Source organism: Pseudomonas sp. 06C 126 (assembly GCF_001855215.1).
Lineage (GTDB): Bacteria > Pseudomonadota > Gammaproteobacteria > Pseudomonadales > Pseudomonadaceae > Aquipseudomonas > Aquipseudomonas proteolytica.
Map to the genome: position 1 here is coordinate 153,413 of NZ_MIFU01000151.1, position 23,403 is coordinate 176,815.

The following is a 23,403-nucleotide window of genomic DNA, read 5'->3' on the forward strand; positions in this document are numbered from 1 at the left end:
TTGATTCAAGCCTGGCGCTGCGGGACTTTGCCCCAGCGCGAGAAGACGTGTTCGATCACGAACGCCAGGACAATGTAGATCACCGCCACGGCCAGCAGGGGTTCGTACACCCGCAGCGTCTGCGCACGCACCAGGTTGGCGGCGCCGAGCAAGTCGGTGACGGCCACGGTGGAAGCCAGCGCGGTGGCCTTGAGCAGCAGCACGGTCTCGCCCACCAATGTCGGCTTCACCAGCTCCAGCGCCCGCGGCAGCCAGACCCGGCGCAGCACCATCAGGCGCTTCATGCCAAAGGCCCGCGCCGCTTCCAACTCGCCCCGTGGCACCGCACGCAGGGCGCCGCGCAACACTTCGCCGACATAGGCGCCGACACACAGGATCAGCGCCAGGGCCACGTACCAGAAACCTTCACGCAAGTACGGCCAGAGGAAGCTGCCGCGAATCAGCGGGTAGCTGGCAAACACGCTGCCTACGCCGTAGTACAGGATGTAGATCTGCACCAGCAGCGGCGTGCCCCGGAATACCGCGGTGTAGGCGCGCAGCGGCGCACTGATCAGCGGGTTGGACGACAAGCGCCCCAACGCCACCAGCACCGCCAGCAAGAACCCGAACACCCCGGACAACGCCAGCAATTTCAGGGTGATGCCCAGGCCATGCAGCAGCTCGTTGCCAAAACTGTTGATCCATGAAAAATCCATCCACTGCGCTCCTTAGTGCTGCGGCATCCAGCGGTTGATCCGTCGCTCGAACACCCGGAAGGCGCCGTTGGAAATCAGGGTGATGATGAAATACACCGCTGCCACCGCCAGGTAGAACACCAGGTAATGTTTGGTGGAACCGGCCGCCTGCTTGCCCACCGAGAGCAGCTCGCTGTAGCCGACGATGCTGATCAGCGCGCTGTCCTTGACCAGCACCAGCCACAGGTTCGACAGGCCGGCCATGGCAAACGGCAGCATGCTGGGCAGCAACACCCGGCGTACCAGCAACCAGCGCTCGATACCAAAGGCCCGCGCTGCTTCCAATTGGCCGACGGGAATGGCCTGGATCGCGCCACGAATGATCTCCGCCGAATAGGCGCCCTGGACAATGCCCAGCACCAGCACGGCGGCGATAAAGCCATTGACCGTCACGCTGTCGCGGCCCATGGCGGCCATCGCCATGTTCAGCAGGTCGGTGCCGGCGTAATACAGCAGCAAAATCAGCAGCAACTCCGGCACCGCGCGGTACAGCGTGGTGTACAGGTTGGCCAGGCGCACCATCCAGCGTGGGCCCTTGAGCTTGATCATGGCCACCAGCAGGCCGATGCCCAGGCCCAGCACAAAGGCCCCGGCGGAAATCTGCAAGGTCACCACCGCCCCCTGGAGCAGGGCGTTGAGCCAGCCGTCGGCGACGAACAGCTGGGAGAGTTCGGACAAAGAAATCATGGCGCGTTCCGTTGGACGTTATTGCGCGGAAATATCGACGCTGAAATAGCGGCTGCGAATTTTGTCGTAGGTGCCGTCAGCCTTCAGCGCCGCCAGCGCGGTGTTGAGCTGCTCGCGCAGGCTGTCATCACCCTTGCGCACGGCGGCGCCGATGCCCGAACCGAACAATGGATCCTTGGGCGCCAGGCCCTTGTCGGCCAGGCCGCTGCCAGCATCAGACTTGAGCATCGGCTCGATGGTCAGGGCGTCGGCCAGCATGACGTCGATCCGTCCGCTTTGCAGGTCGGCGGTCATGTCGTCCTGGGTGTTGTAGTAGCGCAGGGTCGAACCCTTGGCGTAGTAAGCCTTGAGATACGTGGCGTTGGACGTCGAGCCCTGCACGCCGATCAGCTTGCCCTTGAGGCCTTCGGGGGTGGTGACCAGCTCCAGGCTCTTGTCGGCGACCCACATGGCCGGGGTCTGGTAGTAAGGGGCGGTGAAGGCGATGACCTTTTCGCGTTCCTCGGTGATGCTCAGGGAGTTGAGGATCACGTCGATCTGGCTCGATTGCAGCGCCGGAATCAGGCCGTCCCAGGACACTTCCTTGAGCGGGCATTGGGCTTGCAGGCGTTCGCACAGGGCCTTGATCAGGTCCGGTTCGAAACCGCTCCAGGCGCCATTGCCGGCTTTTTCGGAGAACGGTGGGTACGGTTCCAGGGCGATGCCAAAGACAATTTTGTCGGCGGCAACGGCACTGTGGGAAAGCACGGCGAGCACGCAGCCGGCGGCGAGGGATTTCAGAGTGTTGTGCATGGCTTGACCCTTTCGAAGTTATTGTTTTGAAGGATGGAAGCGGCAGTTCAAACGCGATTGTCCTGGGCCATGACGAACTGGCGGCAACGCTCGCTGGTGGGGTTCTGGAAGACTTGCTGTGGCGTGCCTTCTTCTTCAACCAACCCTTGGTGCAAAAACATGACTTTGCTCGATACGTCGCGGGCAAACGCCATTTCGTGGGTGACGAGGATCATGGTGCGGCCTTCTTCGGCGATGCCCTGGATCACCTTCAGCACTTCGCCGACCAACTCCGGGTCGAGGGCCGAGGTAGGTTCATCCATCAGCAATACGCGCGGGCGCATGGCCAAGGCGCGGGCGATGGCCACGCGTTGTTGCTGGCCACCGGAAAGGAAGGCGGGGAAGGTATCGCGCTTGCTGGCCAGGCCGACTTTTTCCAGCAGGTGCTCGGCGTGGGCGATGGCGTCCTTGCGGTCTTCACCCAGCACATATACCGGGGCTTCGATGACATTTTCCAGCACGGTGCGGTGGGGCCACAGGTTGAAGCTCTGGAACACCATGCCCAGTTGCGTGCGCAGGCGAGCGACTTGATCCGGGTCGGCGATCAGCGGGTTGCCAGCGCGGTCCTTTTTCAGGCGCACTTCTTCGCCGTTGATACGCAGGCTGCCGCTGCAAGGGATTTCCAGCAGGTTGATGCAACGCAGCAGGGTGCTTTTGCCCGAACCGCTGGAACCGATCAGCGACACCACATCGCCTTCGTTGGCGCGCAGGGAAATGCCTTTGAGAACATGGTGCGCGGCGTAGCTCTTGTGCAGAGCATCAATGGCGACCACTGGGGTGACTGGGTTCAAGGGTTTTCCCTCTTTATTTTTGTAAATTGATCAACCTGGACACCGCCCCCTGTGGGAGCTGGCTTGCCAGCGAAAAACGCAAGAACACCACGTTTATCCAGCCTGCCCATGTCATCGTTGACGACCAACGCCGGCAAGTTTGGGCGTGCCGTGCTGAAGGTCGAGAATAGCCACTGGCCATTGGAGGTCAATCGAGCATTTTTCCGTCGATCTTGAAATTTAATTCAACTGTCCGCTTTGCCGGTGGCTATGTCTGACGGCCGTTTACGGCTATGGTGCGGGTATCTTTGAGCAGGTGAACATCCATGCGTTACCCCTCCATGACCGCCTTGCGGGCGCTGGACGCGGTGGCCCGGCTGGGCAGTGTGTCCGAGGCCGCTACCGAGCTGAACCTCACCCCCAGCGCCATCAGCCACCAGATCAAGAGCCTGGAACAAACCCTGGGCTTTGCCCTGACCGAGCGCACCGGGCGCAATATCCGCATCACCTGGCAAGGCGAGCGTTATGCCCGGGATATCCATGGGCTGCTGGCCAATATCCTCGAGGCTGGCCAGCGCTTTGATGGCCAGCAGGTCAGCGGGCGCCTGTGTATCAGCAGCCCGGCGGGCTTTGCCACCTATTGGCTGTGCACGCATATCGCTGATTTCCAGGCCCTTTATCCACAGGTCGAACTGCACCTGATTTCACCGCGTACCCCAGACGACACCAGCGACCACGGCGCCGACCTGTTTATCGCCTACGGCATGGGCGACTGGCCCAACCAGCATGTGCAGAAGATCGTTTCGCTGCGCTACTTCCCGGTGTGCAGCCCGCGCCTGGTCAACACCATGGGCGGCCTGAAGAACCCGGAGCACCTGGCCGGCGCACCTTTGCTGCATATGATCGACTACTCCGACTGGCGCGTCTGGCTGGCCGCCGCCGGGGCGCCGAATGTCGATGTGCAGCGCGGCATCGTGTTTGCCGATGCGCACTTTGTGCAGTCGGCGTGCATCGCCAGTCAGGGTATCGCCATGGGCGACAACCTGATCAGCGGTGAAGCCCTGGCCAGGGGCTTGCTGGTGCGACCGTTCGAGACCGAGATCGAGTCCAACCGTGGCTATTACCTGGTGGCCGATCACCAGAAAGTCGAACGACCGGTGGTGCAGGCGTTTGGCGAGTGGGTGAAGTCGCAGTTGGGCGGCGGGCTTTGACGCCAGGCAATCCGTGAATTTTTTTTGCCAATGGCCGGTAAATTTTTTGCTTGTCCGCCCTCGGGTCGCACCCTAAGGTCTGGCCAATCGACAAAGAACAATAAGAAGGAAGTGAGCAATGACCACCTGCGCCCAGTCCCTGGTTCGCCTGCTGGAAGGTTATGGGGTAGATACCGTGTTCGGTATCCCCGGCGTGCATACCGTCGAGCTCTATCGCGGCCTGCACGGTAGCCGCCTGCGCCATGTCAGCCCGCGCCATGAACAGGGTGCCGGTTTTATGGCCGACGGCTACGCCCGCGCCAGTGGCAAGCCGGGCGTCTGTTTCATCATTACCGGCCCGGGCATGACCAATATTCTGACCGCCATGGGCCAGGCTTATGCCGACTCGGTGCCGATGCTGGTGATTTCCACCACCAACCGCCGCGAACATCTGCGCCTGGGCCATGGGCATCTGCACGAGTTGCCGGATCAGCGCGCGATGGTCTCGGGGGTGTGTGCGTTCAGCCACACGTTGCAATCGCCTGAGCAATTGCCCGAGCTGCTGGCCCGCGCTTTCGCCGTGTTCAAATGTGCGCGCCCGCGCCCTGTGCACCTGGAAATCCCCCTGGATGTGCTGGACATGCCGGCCATCGACCTCAACCTGATGCCCCGCAGCCTGCCAGGCGCACCGGCCCCGGCGCCGGCCTCGTTGCGTGCGGCGTTGAATTTGCTCAACGACGCGCGCCGGCCGCTGATTCTCGCCGGCGGCGGTGCCCGTGATTGCGCCGAGGTGTTGCAGCAACTGGCCGAGCGCCTGCAAGCGCCGGTGGCCCTGACCACTAATGCCCGTGGCTTGCTGCCCATGAACCACCCCTTATTGCTGGACGGCGTGCAGTCATCCAAACATGGCCGCTCGCTGTTTGACGAAGCCGATGTGATCCTCGCCGTGGGCACGGAGCTTGGGGAAACCGACTACGACTTCTTCGGCCTTGGCCCACTGAAATTCAAGGCACCACTGATCCGTCTGGATATCGACCCGATGCAAGTCATGGGCGTGCAACGCGCCCATGTCGGGCTGGTGGGCGATGCCCGCGAAGGGTTGCAGGTGCTGCTGGATGAGGTCCGCCCACCTGCCCCGAGCGGGCGTTGGGCACAGGACAGCGTGCAGCGGGTCAACCGTCTGGAGCGCGAGACATGGAATGCCAAGCAACAGGGGCTGCAAGGCTTGCTGGACCTGCTGCGCGACAGCCTGGTCGACCCATTGATCGTCGGCGATTCGACCCAGCCGGTGTATCAGGGCGCAGTGGGTTACCAGGCGCCGGCGGCCAACAGTTGGTTCAATGCTGGCACTGGCTACGGCACTCTCGGCTACGGGTTGCCGGCGGCTATCGGTGCCAAGCTGGCCAAGCCCGAGCGACCGGTGGTGGCGCTGGTGGGCGATGGCGGCCTGCAGTTTGCCAGCAACGAACTGATCGCAGCCCGGGAGGCAGGTATCGGCGTGATCCTGGTGGTGTGGAACAACCAGTGCTACGGCGAGATTCGCGACTATATGCAAGCCCGGGAAATCACCCCGCTGGGCGTGGATATCATGACCCCGGACTTTGCCGCGATGGCCCGCAGCTGCCATGTCGAGCACCACACGGCGGACACGCCACAGGCCTTGCACACGTTGTTGCAAACCCTGGCCACCAGCCGCCAACCGGTGATGATCGAACTCGACGCTGCGCAATACCTGCAAAACGCTTGAACCTCCCCCGGCCCTGATCCATATCAACGGGCCACCCTCGAAAATCCGCTACAACAAACCGGGGCTTACAAAGCCCCGGTTGTCCGCCTGATGACCTCATAAAAACGAAGATAAACCTGTACCCAGGGGCCAACCCCCAGGCCAGGTTATTAAAGGAATAATGCGATGGCCCTTTCTCTGTCACGTTTGGCCTTGATGGGGGCGACGCTGTGTCTTGCGCTTCCCCTGCACGCCAACGAACCTGCCAAACCCGATACCGAGCTGATCGCCCAAGGCAAATACGTGGCCCAACTCGGTGACTGCATCGCCTGCCACACCGCCAAGCAAGGTCCACAGATGGCCGGCGGCCTGGAACTGAGCACGCCCATGGGCACCATCTATTCCAGCAACATCACCCCGGACCGCGAGACCGGCATCGGTAACTACAGCTTTGAACAGTTCGACCGCGTGATGCGTGAAGGTGTGACACCGGCTGGTATGAACCTGTACCCAGCCATGCCGTATCCGTCCTACGCGAAGATGAGCGAAGAGGACATGCGCGCCTTGTTCGCCTACCTGATGCATGAGGTCAAGCCGGTGAGCCAGGCCAACCTCGAAGCAGACATGGGGTTCCCGTTCAACCAGCGCTGGGGCCTGGCGTTGTGGAACTTCATGTTCCTCGACAAACAACCGTTCCAGCCCGACCCGGCCCGGGATGCAGTGCTCAACCGCGGCGCCTATCTGGTCCAGGGCCTCGGCCACTGCGGCTCGTGCCATACCCCACGGGGTATCGCCTTCCAGGAAAAAGCCATGAGCGACACCGGCAGCGGCGGCGAGCACTACCTGGGCGGGGAAACCGTCGAGCATTGGCGCGCCTTGAGTCTGCGCAACCTGTGGACGGTGGAAGACACCGTGCAACTGCTCAAGACCGGGCAGAACCGCTTTGCCACAGTGTCGGGCAACATGGTGGACGTGATCCGTCACAGTACCCAGCATTTCACGGACGCCGACCTGACGGCCGTCGCGACGTATTTGAAATCCCTGCCACCGGGCAAGGACGACCTGCCGATGCCTGCGGTCGCCAAAGGTCCTGCCGAACTGCCCAAGGATTTGTTCACCAGCCGTGGCGGCCTGGGTTACATGCAGTTCTGCAGCGATTGCCACCGCAGCGACGGCGCCGGTGTGAAAGGGCTGTTCCCGGCATTGGCCGGCAACGCCGGCGTGGTCGCCAGCAACCCGACCTCGTTGCTGCACATTACCCTTACCGGTTGGGAAACCGCCGAGACCGCAGCCCATCCACGGGTCTACACCATGCCGGGCTTTGCGCGCCTGGGGAACAACGAAGTGGCGGAAATTCTCACCTTTGTGCGCACGCGCTGGGGTAACGAAGGCACGCCGATCAGTACCGCCCAGGTGAAGAAAATGCGTGACCAGCTCAACCCGGTCAGCACCGACTCATCGGCCTTCGAAACCCCGCGCCTGGCCAATCTGCTGGCAGCTTCGAATGCCGACCAAGTGATACGCGGCATGCGCTTGCACCTGCAAACCAAGGAACTGCTGCCAGACAATGTCGGCAACTCGCTGAACTGCACCAGTTGCCATCTCAATGCCGGCACCGTGGCGGATGGTTCGCCGTTTGTGGGCGTGTCGGCCTTCTTCCCCAGCTACGCCCCGCGTGCTGGCAAGGTGGTGAGCCTGGAAGAACGCATCAACGGTTGCTTCCGCCGCTCGATGAATGGCAAACCGGTGCCGCCACAATCGGCGGACATGCAGGCGATGGTGGCGTACTTCGACTGGATGAAAAACAACACCAAGCCCGAGGACAAGGTGCCAGGCCGGGGTGTCGGCAAGATCGACCCGGCCATCAAGCCCGACCTTGCCAATGGCGAACAGGTCTACGCCAAGCAATGCGCGGTATGCCACGGCAATGACGGCGAAGGCCTGGTCCGAGCGGACGGCACTTTGGTGTACCCACCGTTGTGGGGCGATCAGTCGTTCAACATCGGTGCCGGCATGGCCCGCACTTACACCGCGGCCGCGTTCGTCAAACGCAACATGCCGATCGGCTTCCACGAAAAATTCCCGTTGGGCCAGGGCGGCTTGTCGGACCAGGAAGCGGTGGACGTTGCCGCCTACTTCTCGCAAAAACCACGCCCGGACTTCCCGGATAAGGTCAAGGACTGGCCGAACGGCGGCAAGCCGGTGGATGCGCGTTACTAGCGCGGGGGTATTGGCAAAAAAACTGTGCCCTGTGGGGAGTGGGGGCTGCTGCGTAGGAGGTCAGCTGTGGAGAGGGGGCTTGTCCCGCGTTGGGTGGCGAAGCCGCCCCAAAGCCTGTTTGCTCGGTGTGTCTGGGGTAACTGGGGTGGGTTTGTTGGGGCTGCTGCGCAGCCCAGCGCGGGGCAAGCCCGCTCGCCACAACAAGCCCGCTTGCCACAACGGGTGCTCGGGCCGCAGTCGGGGGGCTGGCGCGGTAAATGTGGAGAGGGGGCTTGTCCCCCGTTGGGTGGCGAAGCCGCCCCAAAGCCTGCTTGCTCGGTGTGTCTGGCGTGGCTGGGGTGGGTTTGTTGGGGCTGCTGCGCAGCCCAGCGCGGGCAAGCCCGCTCGCCACAACAAGCCCGCTTGCCACAACGGGTGCTCTGGCCGCAGTCGGCAGGCTGGCGCGGTAAATGTGGAGAGGGGGCTTGTCCCCCGTTGGGTGGCGAAGCCGCCCCAAAGCCTGTTTGCTCGGTGTGTCTGGCGTGGCTGGGGTGCTAATGTTGGGGCTGCTGCGCAGCCCAGCGCGGGGCAAGCCCTAATGCCGTTCAGTTAAGCGGATTCTGCTTTCTGTAGGAGCGAGCTTGCTCGCGAAGGACGTCAACGATAACGCGTGTTTGCTAGGTAAACGCGGCGCTCTCAAGTTCTTCGCGAGCAAGAACTAGGCGTCCCCCTCGCTCCTACAAAAAGGCTTAACTGAACGGCATTAGGGCAAGCCCGCTCGCCACGACGAGCCTGCTTGCCACAGGTATAGGCACAGTCCCTATTGTGAAACCCGGTCCTTGCCTGCTGCCTTGGACCGGTACAACGCCTGGTCCGCCCGAGCCATCAGGTTGCTGGGCGACTCGTGGTCGAGGCGTTGTACCACCCCCAGGCTCAAGGTCACTTTGAAATCACCCACAGGGGGATGTCGAGGACTGCCTGGCGGATACGCTCGGCCAGTGCCATGGCGGTTTCCACGGTGCTCTTGGGCATGATCACCATAAACTCATCACCACCCCAGCGTGCCAGTAGATCGCCCTGGCGCACGCAATGCTCCAGGCGTTCGACTACCTGCAGCAGGGTGGCATCGCCCACGGCATGCCCGTGCTGGTCGTTGATCGGTTTGAAGTCATCGACATCCATGGCAATCACCGCCAACGGCAGGCGAAACCGCTGGGCGCGTTCGCATTCTTCCAGCAAGGCTTTTTCCAGGCGATAGCGGCTGGCGATACGGGTCAAGGTATCGCGCTCGGCCAGGGAGCGATTTTCGTCCAGTTGTAGCTGCAGTTGCTGGTTGACCCGCGACAGCTCACGGGTGCGTTCGGCCACCAGGGCTTCCAGGGATTGGTTGCGCCGCTCAAGTTGTTCCAGGGAGCGTTTGCGTTCGTGAATGCTGCGGTGTGCGCCGACCATACGCCACACCGAACCATCGGGATTGCGGGCGATCACGTAGCCACGGTCTTCGATCCATAGCCATGTGCCGTCTTTTTTTCGACAGCGGTACTCGACTTGATAGTGGGTGGCGCGGCTATTGATGTAGTCATCGAAGACTTTCATCACATGGGGGTAATCGTCGGGATGGATCACGCTTTCCCAGGTGAAGACGGTGTTTTCCAGGGAGTGGGGATTGTAGCCCAGCATTTCGTACCAGCCGGGGTTGCGGTAGACAAACCCGGTGTTGGCATTCCAGTCCCATATTCCATCGCTGACCAGTTCCATGATGGCATGGACCAGGTCGGCATTGACGTCGAAAAGCTCACCTTTCAACGGATCCTTATCGGATATATCGCCCATCTGCGCGCTCCCTGCGAGGGTGCTGGCTCACTATGGCCAGTCAGGTGTTAACGCCGATACTCCGTGGCTTGGCGTACTGTACAACGAGGCTTGCCTGCGTAGAAGAGGCCGCAAAACCATGGCTAAGTGCCATTATTCGCGGCCTGCAGGCTATTGCGGCTCTACCATGCGCGTGGGCGGCGCACCGTTGGCATTGTGCTGGTAGATCGACTCAGGCTGGCCTTGTTCGTTGAAAAATACCTGGCCGATGCCGGCACTGTTCCACAGGCGCTCGCCGGCTTCGGCATGCTCCGGGATATACGGCACCACCTGCATGCGACGGCGACGGGTCAGCCAGTTCAGGGGCGAGCGCGGCGAGTACAGCCAGCGGTTGAGGCGGTCGAACCATTCCAGCAGGCGCGGCGGGAACTGGTTCTTGATACCGCTGCTGGTGATCTGCCAGATATGCGGCCCGACATTGCGATGGCGGATCAGCACCTTGTAGACGAACGAGTAGTGCACATCCCCGGACAGAATCACGTAGTTCCCCGGGGTACGCGAGTGGCGGAAGATATTCAGGATCACTTGCGCCGCGCCACGGTGGGCCATCCAGTTTTCGGCATCTACCAATAGCGGGTAGCCGCACCAGCTGAAGATTTTCTGCACGGTTTCGATCAGCTTGACGCCGAAGATCGGCGCGGGCGAAACGATGATGGCCGACGGGTGGTCCAGCAGTTCCTGTTGCAATTCGCTCAAGGCTTCCCAGTCCAGCAGGCCGGACGGTTGCTTGAGGGTGAACTCACTGCGCCAGCGCCGCGTGCGGGTGTCGATGACCACCAGCGCCGGAGTGGTGGGTAGCACGTAGTGCCACTGCTGGAATTTCAGGAGTTCTTCCAGCAATTGGTCCTGGCTGGGGGCATGCAGATGATTGTCGTGGTCCTGGGCGGTGGCGGTCAGGGCCAGGGTTTTTTCCACGATTAGGGCGAAGGCATCGGGGTTGTTGCCCCAGCCCTGGCAAAGCATGTAGGCAAGCAGGGCGTTGCCGATGATGCGCTTGGAGAAGGGGTTGCCGTAGGCGGTCTGCTCCCACTGGGCGCTGAGGTTCCAGTCATCGGTAATGTCGTGATCATCGAAGATCATCAGGCATGGAACATGGGCGAACACCCGGGCCACGCCGGCCAGGCCATCGCGAAACTTATCCACAGGCACCTGTTCACGGGCGTAGCGTGCCCGTTCTTCCAGGGATAACCGCGTGGGAGGGTGCGGGGCGATCAGGCTCCAAGGGGTTGGCGACCAGGCCAGCAGGTACATCGCCATGACTTCGGAGAAAGTTACCAGGTGGTTGTCGGCGGTGCTGCTGGTGAAGATCGGTTTCTTCACGCCGCCAAAGAAGCGTTCGCGCAGGGTCTCGTTGCTCTCCAGCGCCGGTAACAGGTCGGCGCGATGGTAGTAGCTGGCGGGGTGGTCGTAGAGCCGGGTGCTGTCGTCCACCACTGCGCCATCGAGGTGTTCATCGAACAGGCCCAGGCGAGCAATCAGGCCATGAATGGCGCGCAGCATCGGCCCGGCGACATCGTCGGCATACACCTGGTCGCCGCTCATCATCAACAGGGCCGGGCGCTGGGCCAGGCTGCGATCTTCGGCCAACAGGCGGTCCGCGCAGAGCAGGCCTTCATCGGCGTAATGGTGGGGTTTGCGGCAAGAGCCGTGCAGCAACTGGCGGATACGGCTGTGCAGGATGAAATCCGGGGTCTGGGCATTGGCGTACAGCAGGTGCGGCGCCCACTCGGCGATGCCGCTTTGATCATCGGTCAGCAGGTCATAGCTGATGGGCACGTCCTGGGGCAGCGGCGTGTCCAGCGTTACATCGATCAGGTGGATAAACGCTGCGCGACCTACGGGGATCACCTGGCAGCGGCTGGCGTCGAGGTCGATATCCAGCGACTGTTGGCGCGCGTGCTGGGTGAACTGCAATCGCAGGGTCAGTGCCAGCGCACGACTGCCCACCAGCCACAACACCAGGCGCCCAGGTTCCAGACGACGCAACAGGGGGCCGGCGAGGACGGCGGGCAATGTGTCGGGTTGCAGCATGAAAAAATGGCTCTGTGCGAAGGATGACAGCGCAGGTTAGCGCAGGGGATGTCGGTGTTTTGTCAACGCGGCAGGTGCGGGGCCCCGGCCTGGATCATCTACAGCAGGTTCCCACGGCCCAGGCTGTCCAGCGTGCCGGTGCTCTTGCGGCGGTCGTTGGCTGAAAGGCGGTTGAAGTCATTGGCCGGCCCCGCGGCGAAGGGTTGGTCGTAGGAACGTTTGTTGCGCGTGAGGGCGGGTTCGTCCGAGTGTGCAGGGTACTGATGCAGGTGTACGAGGGGGGAAGTGATAGTGGCGATCATCGGTATCGTCTCGGTAAGAATGTCTGGCGCTGCCATGGCGACGCCAACGCTACCTAGGAGGCTGATAGTCGAGCTATAAACAACTCGCTTCCAAATATGAATACGAAGAGCGCGACGCTGTGGCAAGCGGGCTTGCCACAGCATGCCCGATCAGAGGTGTGATTCTTTCGGCGCTTTTGGCACGGTAAAGCGGAACTCACTGCCACGTCCCAGCTCGCTTTGGGCTTCGATCCGGCCGCCGTGGGCCTTGACGATACCCTGGGTGATGTACAACCCCAGGCCGCTGCCCGTGGGATTGTTTTCGGTCAGGGTCCAATAGCGATCAAACACATGGGGCAACTGGTCAGGGGCAATGCCCTCACCGGAGTCACGCACTGAAAACACAATTTCCTCGTCATTGCTCATCGCCGAAATACCGATAATGCCCTGGCGTGGTGTGAATTTGATGGCGTTGCCGATCAGGTTCGACAGCACCTGGAACAGGCGCTCGGGGTCGGCGTTGATCTGCAGGCCGGGTTCGGCGTTGAACGACAGGTCCACGCCCTTTTCCAGGGCCAGGGGCGCCAGCAGTGAGTAGGCCTCTTCGAAGATCTGGCTGACGTCCAGCGGCACCGGCCTGACGGTGTAGCGGCCCGCTTCGATTTTTGAGGTGTCGAGCAAATCTTCCAGCAACACATTCATGCGCCCGGCGGCTTGTTGCATGGTGTCGATGGCCGAGGAAATCCGCCGCGAGGTGTGGGTGCCATCGGAACTGAAAGCCTTTTGCATCATGCCGCAGAGCATCGAGATCACGGTCATCGGGTTGCGCAGGTCATGGGACACCACCGCTACCAGCTCATCCCGGGCGCGCACGGCCTGTTGTTCGCGCAGGACCTGGCGGGCCAGGTCGTTTTCCAGGGCCGAGCGGCGCAGATCGTTGGCGGCAAAGCGGTCGCCGGGGCTCCACTTGGTGGAGATGCCGGCCATTTCCACCTTCCAGATTTCAAACGAGGTGCGTGGGCGAAGGCGCAGGCCAGTGTCGGATTTTTCCAGGGCCAGCGGTTTCTTCGGGTCGCCGCTCCACTGGATGTTCTCTTTGACTTCCGGGCGGAACCACAGCACGCCGTTGTCCACCGGTTTGGGCAAACTCATGGCCATGACGCCACTGGCTACCGCTTGATAATCCGCCGCGGGCGGGTAGACCGCTGACAGATGGTGGCTGGCAAACACCGGTTGCCCGGTGTCCTTCAACCACTTGTGCAAGGCGCGGATCTGCTCCGGCTCGGGGCAGTTGCCGTAGCGGTGCAGTTGCTGGCCTTCAATGATTGCCACGCCGCCAGCCTGCACCAGGTCCATCAGCACCTGCGGACATTGGGCCAGGCCGTCGAACACCGCGTCCGATGAGTTGCTCATTGCCTGGTTAAGTACGCCCAGGGCGTCGACTTTTTCTTCACGCTGGCGGCTGATATCCAGGGCTTCCATGGCGCTGATCTGCAACGACAGCACCTGGCCGATGGTCTGGCAGGTGGTGCGCAGATCGTTGGGCACGTGCAGCGGCTCGCGGTTACCGCAGCTGATCAGGCCCCACAATTTGTCGCCCTTCATCAGCGAGATGCTCATGGACGACAGCACGCCCATGTTCTTCATGTATTGGCAGTGGATCGGCGACACGCTACGCAGGGTGGCGAAGCTCAGATCCAGCGGCTGTCCGGTGTCCGGGCGCAGCTTGGGCAGCAGCGGCACCGGCTCGTAGTCGGCATTGGGGATGATCCGCAACCAGTTGGTGCGATACAGCTCGCGGGCTTGTTGCGGGATGTCGGACGCGGGGAAGAACAGGCCGTTGAACAGTTCCATGGAGGGCGCGGATGCTTCGGCGATGACCTGGCCGTGGCCTTCCTCTTCGAAGCGGTAAATCAGTACCCGGTCATAGCCGGTCATGGCCTGGATTTCGCTCACGCTGATTTCGTACAAGGCTTGCAGGGTTTTCGCCGACTGCAACCGTTGCAGCATCTTGCCCAGGTTGCTGGTACGACCATTCTGGGACTTGGGCTGGAAGTGCTCGTAGTGTGGCTCGAACTCCAGCACCAACACGCCTTGGTGGCGATGCAACAGGCCTTCGAACTGGCCACCGTTAAGGGTGACGTACAGTGGTGGGGCATCGATAAAGCTGGGTTGGCCGGCTATCTGGCGCACAACGTCGGTAGGTTGCGTGCCCAGCAGCGTGTCCAGTGGTTGGCCGAGCAAGGCCTCGGGCTGGTGATTGAACAGGCTGGCCACGTTGGCGCTGACTTGCACGATCCGCAGGTCTGGTTCGCTCAGGGTCAGCAGCACGCCGTGAGGCTGGATCGCACCGGGAAAACGGATTGGCTCGTCAGCACAGTTGGCCAGCAGTTGTTCAAAGTCATCGGGTTTCATAGCAGTACCTCCTGGCTGTCGAGCCATTGCTCAAAACAGCGAAATGTCGCACAGGCCGCGTCCACCGCCTGCTGACGGCCAAGGTCGTCCAGCGGAACGTGGCCCAGGTAGTCGAGAAAGTCTTTCCAGCGCCGACCGGTCTCGGCGCCATAAACATTGAGAAAGGCGCCGCCATTGCTGGCGTCCAGCCCCAGGCTGCGGGCCATCTCCCGGCGCAGCAACTGGCCGCCAAGGGTCGCCCCTTCGAGCACATACAACACGCCCAGGCAGGCGGCCGGTGTGCCGAGAGGAGGGAGGCTCGGGCAGAGGGGCAGGGCGACAATCGCTGGGTTAGCCAGGCCCAAGGCAATCAGGTCACTGTGCAGGGTTGGTGTTTTCACTCGCAGCGTCTGGTCGAATCCCACGGGAATCATCGCGCTGTCGTACAGTCGCGATTCCATCGGATGGTAGAAACCGTAGTAGGCCGCAAGCAGGCGGCCATACCAATCGGCATCCAGTCTCGGTGAAAAGAACGGCAAGCGTTTTTCCAGGGCCACATGGAGTTGGGCTGTGCCCGAGCGCAAGGCTTCAAGCAGGGAGGGCGCCGCGACGTCATGGGCCGGTAGATGCATGAAGGAAGCTCGGAGGGGTCGGCCAGGGCGGGCCATGGCTGACGCGTGAGTGAAGGGTGGGCGCACAATTCTATACGCCCGACCGTCTGTATCTGAGAGGTCATAACGAAAAACCTGACGTTTTCGTCAGAAAAATAACCGGATACTCAAAAACAGACCTCACACGCTGTCGCGAAGTTCGATTGCCGCGATATTGCGATGCTATTAGTGCAGGGAGGTACCTTGCACCAACGCGGCCTGCACACAGTCGAGCAGCCGCTCCGTGCTCCAGGGCTTGGGCAAAAACTTCACCGTGCTGCCCAGTTGTGCGGCCATCACCGTATTGCCTGAGGTCAGCACCACTGGCAAGGATGGCCAGCGATGGGCCACGACCTTGCTCAGGTCATACCCGTTGAGCAGGCCGGGCATCTGGATATCGCTGACAATCAGGTCTACCGGATCACTGGTCCTCTCCAGAAAAATCATCCCCTCATCGGCCGAAGGGAAAGAGGTCACCACGGCGCCGAATTCCTCCAGCACGTCCACCATCAGCGAGCGAATAATCTCGTCGTCTTCCAATACCAATATCGATGGCTGAGCCATGATCCTTACTCCACCATCTGGGTTGAATAAGGTGGAGTGGCCTGTCAGGGGTTAGGTTCGATTGGATGTTTTTTATTCGATGGGTGGTCATTTGGTGGTATCTACGGCGCCTGCACAACCGCTATAGCTTGCGAGTCTTGGGTGGGTTAAGCCAGGATGTGGGCCGGAAAATTCACCGCAAGGAATGCCAGTGTGAAAGAAATGATCGGCGCGTTGATCGTCGTTGCCACCGTTTTGTTCGGTTGCACCGGGGTGTTGGTGGCAGTGGCGTTCAGCACCAAGAAAAGTCGCCTGGAAATACTCAAGAGCTTGAGCGGCATGAGCCTTGGGCGTGATCGCTTTATCGGGATAGCGCAGTTGTGGGCCAGTTGTTTCCAACGGGTGTTCGGGCGCACGTTACTGGCCAGGCGCCAGTTGATCAGCATCCCGCTGTACACCTTGCTGGTGTCACTGGTGTTTTTTGTCGTGTGGCTGCTGGATCTCTACCTGTTTAAAAACCCTGAGCACGTGTTCAATGTGCCGCCGCCGCCCAATGTGCTGCAGGCGATCAAGGACTTTTATAGCAAGGGCCTGCTCGTCGCGATCGCGATCGATTGCGTGACCATCCAATTGACGAAATGGAGCATCAATGTGGGGATGCGCCGCGGCTTTGGTTCGTGGCGGTTTTTGTGGTGCTTTTCGGCGACGATTGCCTTGGCGTACCTGCTGTTCAGCGCGGCGGTTTACTGGTTTCGCTGGTCGGATATGAGCGAGCTGTACGCCATGTTGCCCGCCGACGAAGTGCGGCCGACGATCGCGTTCAGTCCATTGCGCGATGTGCTGTATTCGATTTCGCTGTTTCAGCCCGTGACGTTTATCTACGCCACGTCCGAAGGTTTTATCTCCAGCTACTTCATGCCTGAGCCGATCCTGTTTTACTGCGCGGTCACCGGCACACTCTCACTGCTTACCATCACCGTGGCCTACCAGTTCGCCAGGGGCGCTGACTGGCTGCGACGCTTGTGCATGGGGGTTGTCAGCCACGTTGGCACGCCCCGGGCCAACGCCATGAGTGTGGTGTTCATGATGTTGCTGGGGCTGGTGTTGGTGCCGTTGTGCCTGATGGCGATCTACCTGGCTGTCTGAAGATTCGGCCTATTGAGTCAGAAGCGCTCGTCGAGCAAGGCCGGCAACGTCAGCTCCTTGACGAAGCTGGCCGATGACAGGCTCATGGCCATGCGCACCACCTGCACCACGTCATGTACCGGGATCAACTGCCCGTCGCCGCGCTGCTCGGCCTCAAGCCGTGATGTGCTCAACGGGTCTTCGGTATTCAGGTAGCCCAGGTTCAGGCAGGTCACGCCCAGGCGCTGGTGCCGATAGCCTTCGCGCAGGGCATCGGCCATGCCGCGCAGGGCGAATTTCGACGCGCCAAACGTGACTTCCGGGCGCCCGCTCTGGGGCAGCCCCGAGGTCGAGCCGGTCAGGATGATGCGTGGGTTGGGGCTTTTTAACAGTACGGGCAGCAGGCGCTTGATCAGCAGCAGAGGCGCGGTGATGTTGCAACTGACGATGGCTTCCAACTGCGTGTCTTCATCCTTGAGAAAGCTGTAGGCCTCATCGAACGCCCGATCCTCCCAGATGCCCAGGTTATAGATCAGCGTGTCCAGCCCGTCCTGCGCCACTGCTTGTTCGATGAGCTGCGCGGCCTGTGCTGGTTGGCCAAGGTCGGCTTCTACCCACGACACTTCGGCGCCGGTGCTGGAGACCAAGCCAGTGGGGCGGCTGCGCGAGACACCGATCAAGGTATCGCCCACCCCGCCCAGGCCTTCCATAAATGCCCTGCCCAAACCTTTGCTTGCACCGACCACCATGGTTCTCATCGATCGCTCCTGAACTGACGTGCTGAGGGAAAGTGCGCATGCAAGCAGAGGGCGGGAGTGATGGCAATTAAATGGCTGTGTCTAAATGTTATGCCAGGTACAGGGAGCGATTTGTCTCGAGTTGTTTTAGAGTGATGGCTCTTTGCCATTTATCCAGTCGACGCTAAGGAAGTAAAAATGAAACGGATCGAACGCGACTTCATCACCTTATTCAATTGCCTGTGGTATCAGGATTTTCCGGTGGAGGTCGATGCCGTCACCAACCGTGCGGGCTGGACGATTCATGTGGGGTTGGTAATGCGCGAATGCGCGAAATTGCTGGGCGCACGTGCTTATTTCGAACAGGGCGGGCGTACCGATGCGGTCCTGAAGTATTCCGACAAGAGCATTTTGTCCAATGTCGAATGGGAGTGGGTCCAGTCCCACAACGATAAAGTGGATGAAATCAGCAAGCTGTTTAAAAACCATGAACAGGCGGCGTTCTCCACCTTCGTGTCCTACAGCACCAAAAGCCATTTGCCCGAAGCCATCGAGAAGGCTTCCAAGCTCTGGGCCAAGGCCAGCACGCCACTGATCTTTTTCGTTGTGACCTTTGAATCAGTTGGGCGCGACCGGCACTTCCTTGAACTGCAGACGCACTTTTTCAGCCGGGGCAAACACAAGAAAATCCGTTCGCAGCCAGCCCTGCCTTGGCAGATCAACCGGGCACGCTTCAATAACGTGGACGAGGACAAGTAAACCGCAGGCATAATTGCCGCCTTCACTGCTAAAGCCCTGACCTGGAGCCCCTGATGAAACCCGCTGCCTTACTGACTCTTTTGCTCACTGCCGCGCTCTTTAACACTTCGGCGACGGCAGCAGGTGATGCCGAGGCGGGTGGCAGGTTGTTCACCAAGACCTGCGGCGGTTGCCACAGTGTCGGGTTGAATGCGCGCGGCGGTTTCGGGCCACAGCTCAATGGGGTGATCGGGCGGCTGGCGGGTACCACGGCGGACTATCAGTATTCCGACGCGATGAAAAACTCAGGTGTGGTGTGGACGCGGGAAACACTTGCCGCCTATATCGAGAACCCGAAGAAAGTGGTGAGCGGCACCCGTATGATTTTCTGGGGGATCAGCGATCAGGAGAAGATCGAGAATCTGCTGGCGTATCTTGAGACTTTCCAGACGCAATAGCCCAAACCAGCCGCTACGAATATCTGATACACCGCATTTGGCTGGTTGGGGCTGCTTCGCAGCCCAGCGCGGGCGATGCGGCGCTCCGACAAGCCCGCTCGCCACAGACGAGCAGGCTGCCAGGATCAGGTGCCCTGGGGTGTTTCACCACGCGCTAGCCGCCCATTGATGTCATCGATCACCGCTGGCAGGTCGACGATGGTATCGATCAGGTAGTGTGGTCGCGCACCCTCAAACATCTGGGAAATACGCTCGCGCTCCTGGGCCAGTTCTTCGGCCGGTAGCGCTTTGTATTGTGCGTAAGTGCGCCCCAGCGCGTTGCCGGAGCAGGTCAGCGCCACCGTCCACATGCCGGCACTGCGCCCTTCCAGGATCCCTGGCCAAGTGTCATCGACCTTGACGCATGCCGCCACATCGCTGATGCCCAAGGCGATCACGTTGGCCAGGGCCTGGGCCGGATGTGGACGTCCGTTGGGCACTTCGTCAGTGGCCACCACATGATCGGCCACGTAGCCATTTTGCCGCGCCAACTCAACCACCTTGGCCATCACCACCGCCGGATAGCCCGAGCACGAGCCGATCTTCAGGCCTTTGCCCCGCAGGGTTTCAATTGCCTGCAGTGCGCCGGGAATCACCGCCGAATGCAGGGCGATTTTCTCGATCTGCAGTGGCATGAAACGCTCATACAGGGCGGTGACGTCCTCGTCGCTCGGCAGGCGATGGAACACGGCGCGATAACGTTCGGCAATCTGCGGCTGATTGCACAGGGTGCGGATGTGATCCCACTTGCCCATGCCCATGGGGCCGCGCGCTTCCTCCAGGGAAACCGCGACGCCGAACTCGGCAAAGGCTTCGACAAAAATCTGCGTGGGGGCGAAGGAACCGAAGTCGACGACGGTGCCGGCCCAGTCCAGGACCACGGCTTGCAGCTTGGCAGGTTGTTGGTAATGCATGAGCAATCTCCAGTTTCGGGTATGAGTGGGCCGTCCCCCGATAAACGGGGTAAGCCGGTTGCGTACAAAAAAATCAGGCGATTCAGGTAGCCGGTATGGGGCTGGCCTCAAACAGTTCGGCGATCATCGGGCGGTTGCGCCGGATCCCCAGGCAACACAGGTGGTAGTCGATGGAAAACGGGTGATCGACAAAGGTGATCGGGGTGGTGCCCGGCGTTTCGGCGTACTCCACCTCCGACACAAAGCCGATGCCGATGCCCTTGGCGATGGCATGCACGATGGCCTCGCGGCTGTTGAGCTGCATCACGCAGTTGAGGTCCACACCAAGGCGCTTGCAGCTTTCTTCCACCAACTGCCGGGTGCGTGAGCTGCGTTCGCGCATGACCCAGCGCTCCTGGCTGATCTGTGCGACGTGCACCTCTTTCTGCGCCGCCCAGGGATGGTCGTCGCGCACCACCGCGATGATCGGGTAGCGGCGGTACAGTTGCGTGTCGAAGCGTCGGTCAAATTCCGAGAGGGCCAGGATTGCCACGTCGATATCAAAGTTGAACAGGCGGTCGAGGGTTTCCTTCTCCGGGGAAAACGAGGTTTCCAGCTCGATGTCCGGGTGGCGTTGCATCAACTCGTACGTCAGGTTCATGGCGATTGGCGGCGACACCGCGCCCAGGCGCAACATCCCAGTCTTGCGCTGCTTGAAGCTGTGCAGCAATTGCATGGCCTCATCCTCCTGGCCGAACAGGCCCTGGGTGATTCCGTAGAGCGCGTGGCCGGCCGCGCTCATCTCGATAAAGCGCCCACGGCGGTGGAACAACTCCACCGAGAACTGCTTTTCCAGGGCGTTCACCTGTTCGCTGACCGTTGGCTGGCCGACGCTCAAGTACTCGGCGGCGAGGGTGAAACTACCGGTCTTCGCGACCGCATGAAACGAACGCAGCCACTTGTGGTACTGGTACATAACGGGTCCTGTTCCAGAGGGCGTCAACGGCGGATAAACAGGGCCACCACCGCGCTGCACAGGCAGGCCGAGGTGACGACGATGAAGATCAGCGACGTATTGCCGGTACTGTCGAGCATACTGCCGATCAGCGGTTCCGCCAGGCCAGCGAACAGATAAGACGAGAAGTTCATCACACCGGTTGCGGTGCCTGCGCGCTTGGCGCCTACCAAGTCCGGGCACAGAGCCCAGAAGCTGGATGCCGGGCCGTAGACAAAGAACCCGCACAGAAACAGCGCCACCAGGCCGATTGCACTATGGGGCGGCAGGCTCCACATCCACAGGCTGGTGGCGGCGCCGAGGAACATATAGAGCATGATCGCCAGGTAGCGCTTGGAGCCGAACAGCTTGTCGGATACCCAGCCATTGCTCAGGGCGCCGACGGCCATGCCGACTGGCAGGGCGACGGTGATCCACTTGGGATCGATCATGCTGTCGCCGCTTTTCCAGTTGGCACCGAGAAAGTGCACCGGCACCCACACGATCAAGCCGTAGCGCGCAGCGTTCTGGAAGCCCAGGGACACGGCGGCGATGATCAGGCGCGCGTTTTTCAGCACGGCTTTGTAGCGCTGTGCCGAGGTTTCTTCGGTGTCCTGGGCCACTTCATGGCCCTTGTCCTCGGCGTTGGCCACGCCGGTATCGGCCAGGGGCTCGAAGCCAAGATCCTGCGGGCGTTCACGGGCCACCAGGTAAAACAGGATGCCCCCGGCCAGCATCAGCAGGACTGGCAGGCGGAAGATCCAGCGCCATTCCAGGTGCAGCACCTCCAGCACCACGATGGAGGTCACATAGGACAGCACCGACGCACAACCGGCGGCGAACACATAGAAGCCATAGACCCGGCCGCGCTCGCTGGCGCTCCACCAATTGGAGATCAAGCGGCTGCCCGGCGCCCAGCCCAGTGCCTGGAAGTACCCGTTGATGCCCCACGGCAGGATCAACCCGGCAAAGCCACTGGCAAAACTGGTGACCCAGTTGGCGCCACAGGACAGCACCGCGCCCAGGGTCATGATGCGCCGGCCGCCGAATTTGTCGGCCAGGTTGCCGTTGATCGCCTGGCCAATGGCATAGGCCCAGAGCATGGCGGCCGAGATCCAGCCCAGCACCTCCTTGGTCAGGCCGAACTCGGCCTGTATCCCCGGGATGGCGAAGCCGAAGGTCTGGCGCCCGGTGTAGAAAAACAGGTAACAGAACATCGCCGCCAGCAGCATGCGCCACTGGGCAACACGGAACGACGCCGAGCGAACGGCAGGGACAGGCAGGGTGTGTGCACGATTCATGATGTTTTCCTTATTGTTATTCGCCCCCGAAACCGCAGCGACGGGGTGGCACGCTTTACAGGTGCAAGAGGAAAGACTGAATTGCGTTGGGCTCAGGCGGCCCTGGAACCGATAAAGTTCTTGCCGCGTGCCCCTTGCAGGGCGAAGCGGATCATCGCGTCGGCCTCGGTGGGCGTGACGCCGTAGTCGGCGAACTCGGTTTTTACGTCCAGGCTGTGCAGGAAGTTGCGCAACTGGGTCTGGGCTTTATCCAGGTCATCGCCGAACACCCGGCGCAGCGTGTGATCGCGCGCCGCGTCATGCCCCCACGCCAACCCCAACACCAACGGCAAGGTGAAGGAACAGGCGATGCCATGGGGCAGGCCGTGGTGCAGGGTCATTTCGTAGGAAATGGAGTGGGCCAGGGCGGTCTTGGTATTGGAAAACGCCAGGCCTGCCTTGAGTGCCGCCAAGGCCATGCGTGAGCGCAACTCTGGGTTGCCAAGGTCGCGCCGCAGTTGCGGCAGGCACTCCAGGATGTCCTCGATGGCGGACACCGCAAAAGTGTCGGAAACCGGGTTGGCGTTGATATTCCAGATCGACTCCAGGGCGTGGGATAAAGCATCGAGCCCTGTGGATACGGTGACCCCGGCTGGCACCGTGAGCATCAACTGTGGATCAACAATCGCTACCTTTGGCCAAGTGCAGTCCAGGTGCAGGGAGTACTTCTTGTGGCTGGCCGAATCCCAGATCGTCGCCCAGGGCGTCACCTCACTGCCGGTACCCGCGGTGGTCGGCGCCGCGATCAACGTCTTGCAATGGGCCGGTACAAACGGTTGGCCGGTCGCCAACAACGCCAGCAACTCATCGAACTGCCCGGACTCGGTCCCGACAATCAATGCCTTGGCCGTATCAATCGCACTGCCACCACCGACGGCCAGCACCACATCACAACTTCCGGCCTGCTGCCAGAAACGCTCATAGGTGCCACGCAGTTGAGCGACATCGGGGTTGGGCTGCACATCCTCGACCACATACACCAAGCGCTCGTCCAGCAGTGCCTGGATCCTCTGCACCAAACCCAGCGCACGGGCTTCAGGAAAGGTGACGAGGGCGACAGTCTGGTGTGCGGTGATACTGGCCAGGTCTTGCAGGCAGCCCCAGCCGAAGCGGGTGTCTACCGGGTTGTGGAATCGGGCAGTCATGGCGTGTTCCTGGTTTTTGTTGTTGG

20 protein-coding genes and 1 pseudogene are annotated in these 23,403 nt (G+C 61.3%); 6 read left to right on the top strand and 15 right to left on the bottom strand.

Features of this window, described 5'->3' with window-relative positions:
• Positions 1-5 precede the first annotated feature (5 nt).
• From BHC62_RS26975 to BHC62_RS26990, 4 genes are read right to left on the bottom strand one after another with little or no spacing between them, the layout of a single operon-like run.
• A complete protein-coding gene (locus BHC62_RS26975) occupies positions 6-695 on the bottom strand; it encodes an ABC transporter permease (RefSeq protein ID WP_029300227.1) in 690 nt (229 codons plus the stop codon).
• A gap of 12 nt (positions 696-707) precedes the next feature.
• Complete coding sequence (locus BHC62_RS26980; RefSeq protein WP_029300229.1) at positions 708-1,421, bottom strand: ABC transporter permease; 714 nt, start codon at positions 1,419-1,421, stop codon at positions 708-710.
• An 18-nt stretch (positions 1,422-1,439) separates the two neighbouring features.
• Entirely contained in the window at positions 1,440-2,213 is a 774-nt protein-coding gene (locus BHC62_RS26985) for a transporter substrate-binding domain-containing protein (protein WP_070996867.1), read from the bottom strand.
• A 47-nt stretch (positions 2,214-2,260) separates the two neighbouring features.
• On the bottom strand, positions 2,261-3,043 hold the full coding sequence (locus BHC62_RS26990; RefSeq protein ID WP_038446245.1) for an ABC transporter ATP-binding protein: 783 nt from the start codon (positions 3,041-3,043) through the stop codon (positions 2,261-2,263).
• Positions 3,044-3,348: 305 nt separating this feature from the next.
• Here BHC62_RS26990 and BHC62_RS26995 point away from each other — a divergent pair, with 305 nt between their 5' ends.
• The 3 genes from BHC62_RS26995 to BHC62_RS27005 all read left to right on the top strand — a co-directional run bounded on the left by BHC62_RS26995 (position 3,349) and on the right by BHC62_RS27005 (position 8,158).
• Positions 3,349-4,233: a LysR substrate-binding domain-containing protein gene (locus BHC62_RS26995; protein WP_029300234.1), complete on the top strand. Its 885-nt coding sequence runs from the start codon at positions 3,349-3,351 to the stop codon at positions 4,231-4,233.
• A 118-nt stretch (positions 4,234-4,351) separates the two neighbouring features.
• Positions 4,352-5,959: a 5-guanidino-2-oxopentanoate decarboxylase gene (locus tag BHC62_RS27000; protein WP_070996870.1), complete on the top strand. Its 1,608-nt coding sequence runs from the start codon at positions 4,352-4,354 to the stop codon at positions 5,957-5,959.
• 165 nt (positions 5,960-6,124) lie between these two features.
• The gene (locus tag BHC62_RS27005; protein ID WP_029300237.1) at positions 6,125-8,158 is read left to right on the top strand and encodes a c-type cytochrome; all 2,034 of its coding nucleotides are present in this window, start codon (positions 6,125-6,127) and stop codon (positions 8,156-8,158) included.
• Positions 8,159-8,957: 799 nt separating this feature from the next.
• On the opposite strand, the pseudogene BHC62_RS27010 reads toward BHC62_RS27005, so the two are convergent.
• The 6 genes and pseudogenes from BHC62_RS27010 to BHC62_RS27035 all read right to left on the bottom strand — a co-directional run bounded on the left by BHC62_RS27010 (position 8,958) and on the right by BHC62_RS27035 (position 15,929).
• A pseudogene (locus BHC62_RS27010) lies at positions 8,958-9,970 on the bottom strand (diguanylate cyclase domain-containing protein).
• Between the two features lie 150 nt (positions 9,971-10,120).
• Positions 10,121-12,040 carry an alkaline phosphatase D family protein gene (locus BHC62_RS27015; protein ID WP_070996872.1) on the bottom strand — a complete coding sequence of 640 codons (1,920 nt, stop codon included), beginning with the start codon at positions 12,038-12,040 and terminating at the stop codon, positions 10,121-10,123.
• 98 nt (positions 12,041-12,138) lie between these two features.
• The gene (locus BHC62_RS27020) at positions 12,139-12,378 is read right to left on the bottom strand and encodes a hypothetical protein (protein WP_143007606.1); all 240 of its coding nucleotides are present in this window, start codon (positions 12,376-12,378) and stop codon (positions 12,139-12,141) included.
• Between the two features lie 114 nt (positions 12,379-12,492).
• A complete protein-coding gene (locus tag BHC62_RS27025; RefSeq protein WP_070996874.1) occupies positions 12,493-14,736 on the bottom strand; it encodes an ATP-binding protein in 2,244 nt (747 codons plus the stop codon).
• Positions 14,733-15,347, bottom strand: a complete 615-nt coding sequence (locus tag BHC62_RS27030; RefSeq protein ID WP_070996876.1) for a biliverdin-producing heme oxygenase — start codon at positions 15,345-15,347, stop codon at positions 14,733-14,735. The genes BHC62_RS27025 and BHC62_RS27030 overlap by 4 nt, the downstream gene beginning before the upstream one ends.
• A gap of 204 nt (positions 15,348-15,551) precedes the next feature.
• Positions 15,552-15,929, bottom strand: a complete 378-nt coding sequence (locus BHC62_RS27035; RefSeq protein WP_029300246.1) for a response regulator — start codon at positions 15,927-15,929, stop codon at positions 15,552-15,554.
• 192 nt (positions 15,930-16,121) lie between these two features.
• Between BHC62_RS27035 and BHC62_RS27040 the strand changes: the two genes are divergently transcribed.
• Entirely contained in the window at positions 16,122-17,054 is a 933-nt protein-coding gene (locus BHC62_RS27040) for a hypothetical protein (protein WP_070996878.1), read from the top strand.
• A 17-nt stretch (positions 17,055-17,071) separates the two neighbouring features.
• Here BHC62_RS27040 and BHC62_RS27045 read toward each other — a convergent pair whose 3' ends face one another.
• On the bottom strand, positions 17,072-17,791 hold the full coding sequence (locus BHC62_RS27045; protein ID WP_070996880.1) for an SDR family oxidoreductase: 720 nt from the start codon (positions 17,789-17,791) through the stop codon (positions 17,072-17,074).
• Between the two features lie 177 nt (positions 17,792-17,968).
• Between BHC62_RS27045 and BHC62_RS27050 the strand changes: the two genes are divergently transcribed.
• Both BHC62_RS27050 and BHC62_RS27055 read left to right on the top strand, forming a co-directional pair.
• Entirely contained in the window at positions 17,969-18,529 is a 561-nt protein-coding gene (locus tag BHC62_RS27050) for a hypothetical protein (RefSeq protein WP_083335492.1), read from the top strand.
• Between the two features lie 53 nt (positions 18,530-18,582).
• Positions 18,583-18,966: a cytochrome c family protein gene (locus BHC62_RS27055; protein WP_070996882.1), complete on the top strand. Its 384-nt coding sequence runs from the start codon at positions 18,583-18,585 to the stop codon at positions 18,964-18,966.
• A 125-nt stretch (positions 18,967-19,091) separates the two neighbouring features.
• On the opposite strand, the gene phnX is transcribed toward BHC62_RS27055, so the two are convergent.
• The 4 genes from phnX to psrA form a co-directional block, all read right to left on the bottom strand.
• The gene (phnX, locus tag BHC62_RS27060; protein ID WP_070996884.1) at positions 19,092-19,919 is read right to left on the bottom strand and encodes a phosphonoacetaldehyde hydrolase; all 828 of its coding nucleotides are present in this window, start codon (positions 19,917-19,919) and stop codon (positions 19,092-19,094) included.
• A gap of 82 nt (positions 19,920-20,001) precedes the next feature.
• Positions 20,002-20,874, bottom strand: a complete 873-nt coding sequence (locus BHC62_RS27065; RefSeq protein WP_070996885.1) for a LysR substrate-binding domain-containing protein — start codon at positions 20,872-20,874, stop codon at positions 20,002-20,004.
• 23 nt (positions 20,875-20,897) lie between these two features.
• Entirely contained in the window at positions 20,898-22,193 is a 1,296-nt protein-coding gene (locus tag BHC62_RS27070) for an MFS transporter (protein ID WP_029300259.1), read from the bottom strand.
• 92 nt (positions 22,194-22,285) lie between these two features.
• On the bottom strand, positions 22,286-23,377 hold the full coding sequence (gene psrA, locus BHC62_RS27075) for an iron-containing alcohol dehydrogenase PsrA (protein ID WP_070996887.1): 1,092 nt from the start codon (positions 23,375-23,377) through the stop codon (positions 22,286-22,288).
• Positions 23,378-23,403 lie beyond the last annotated feature (26 nt).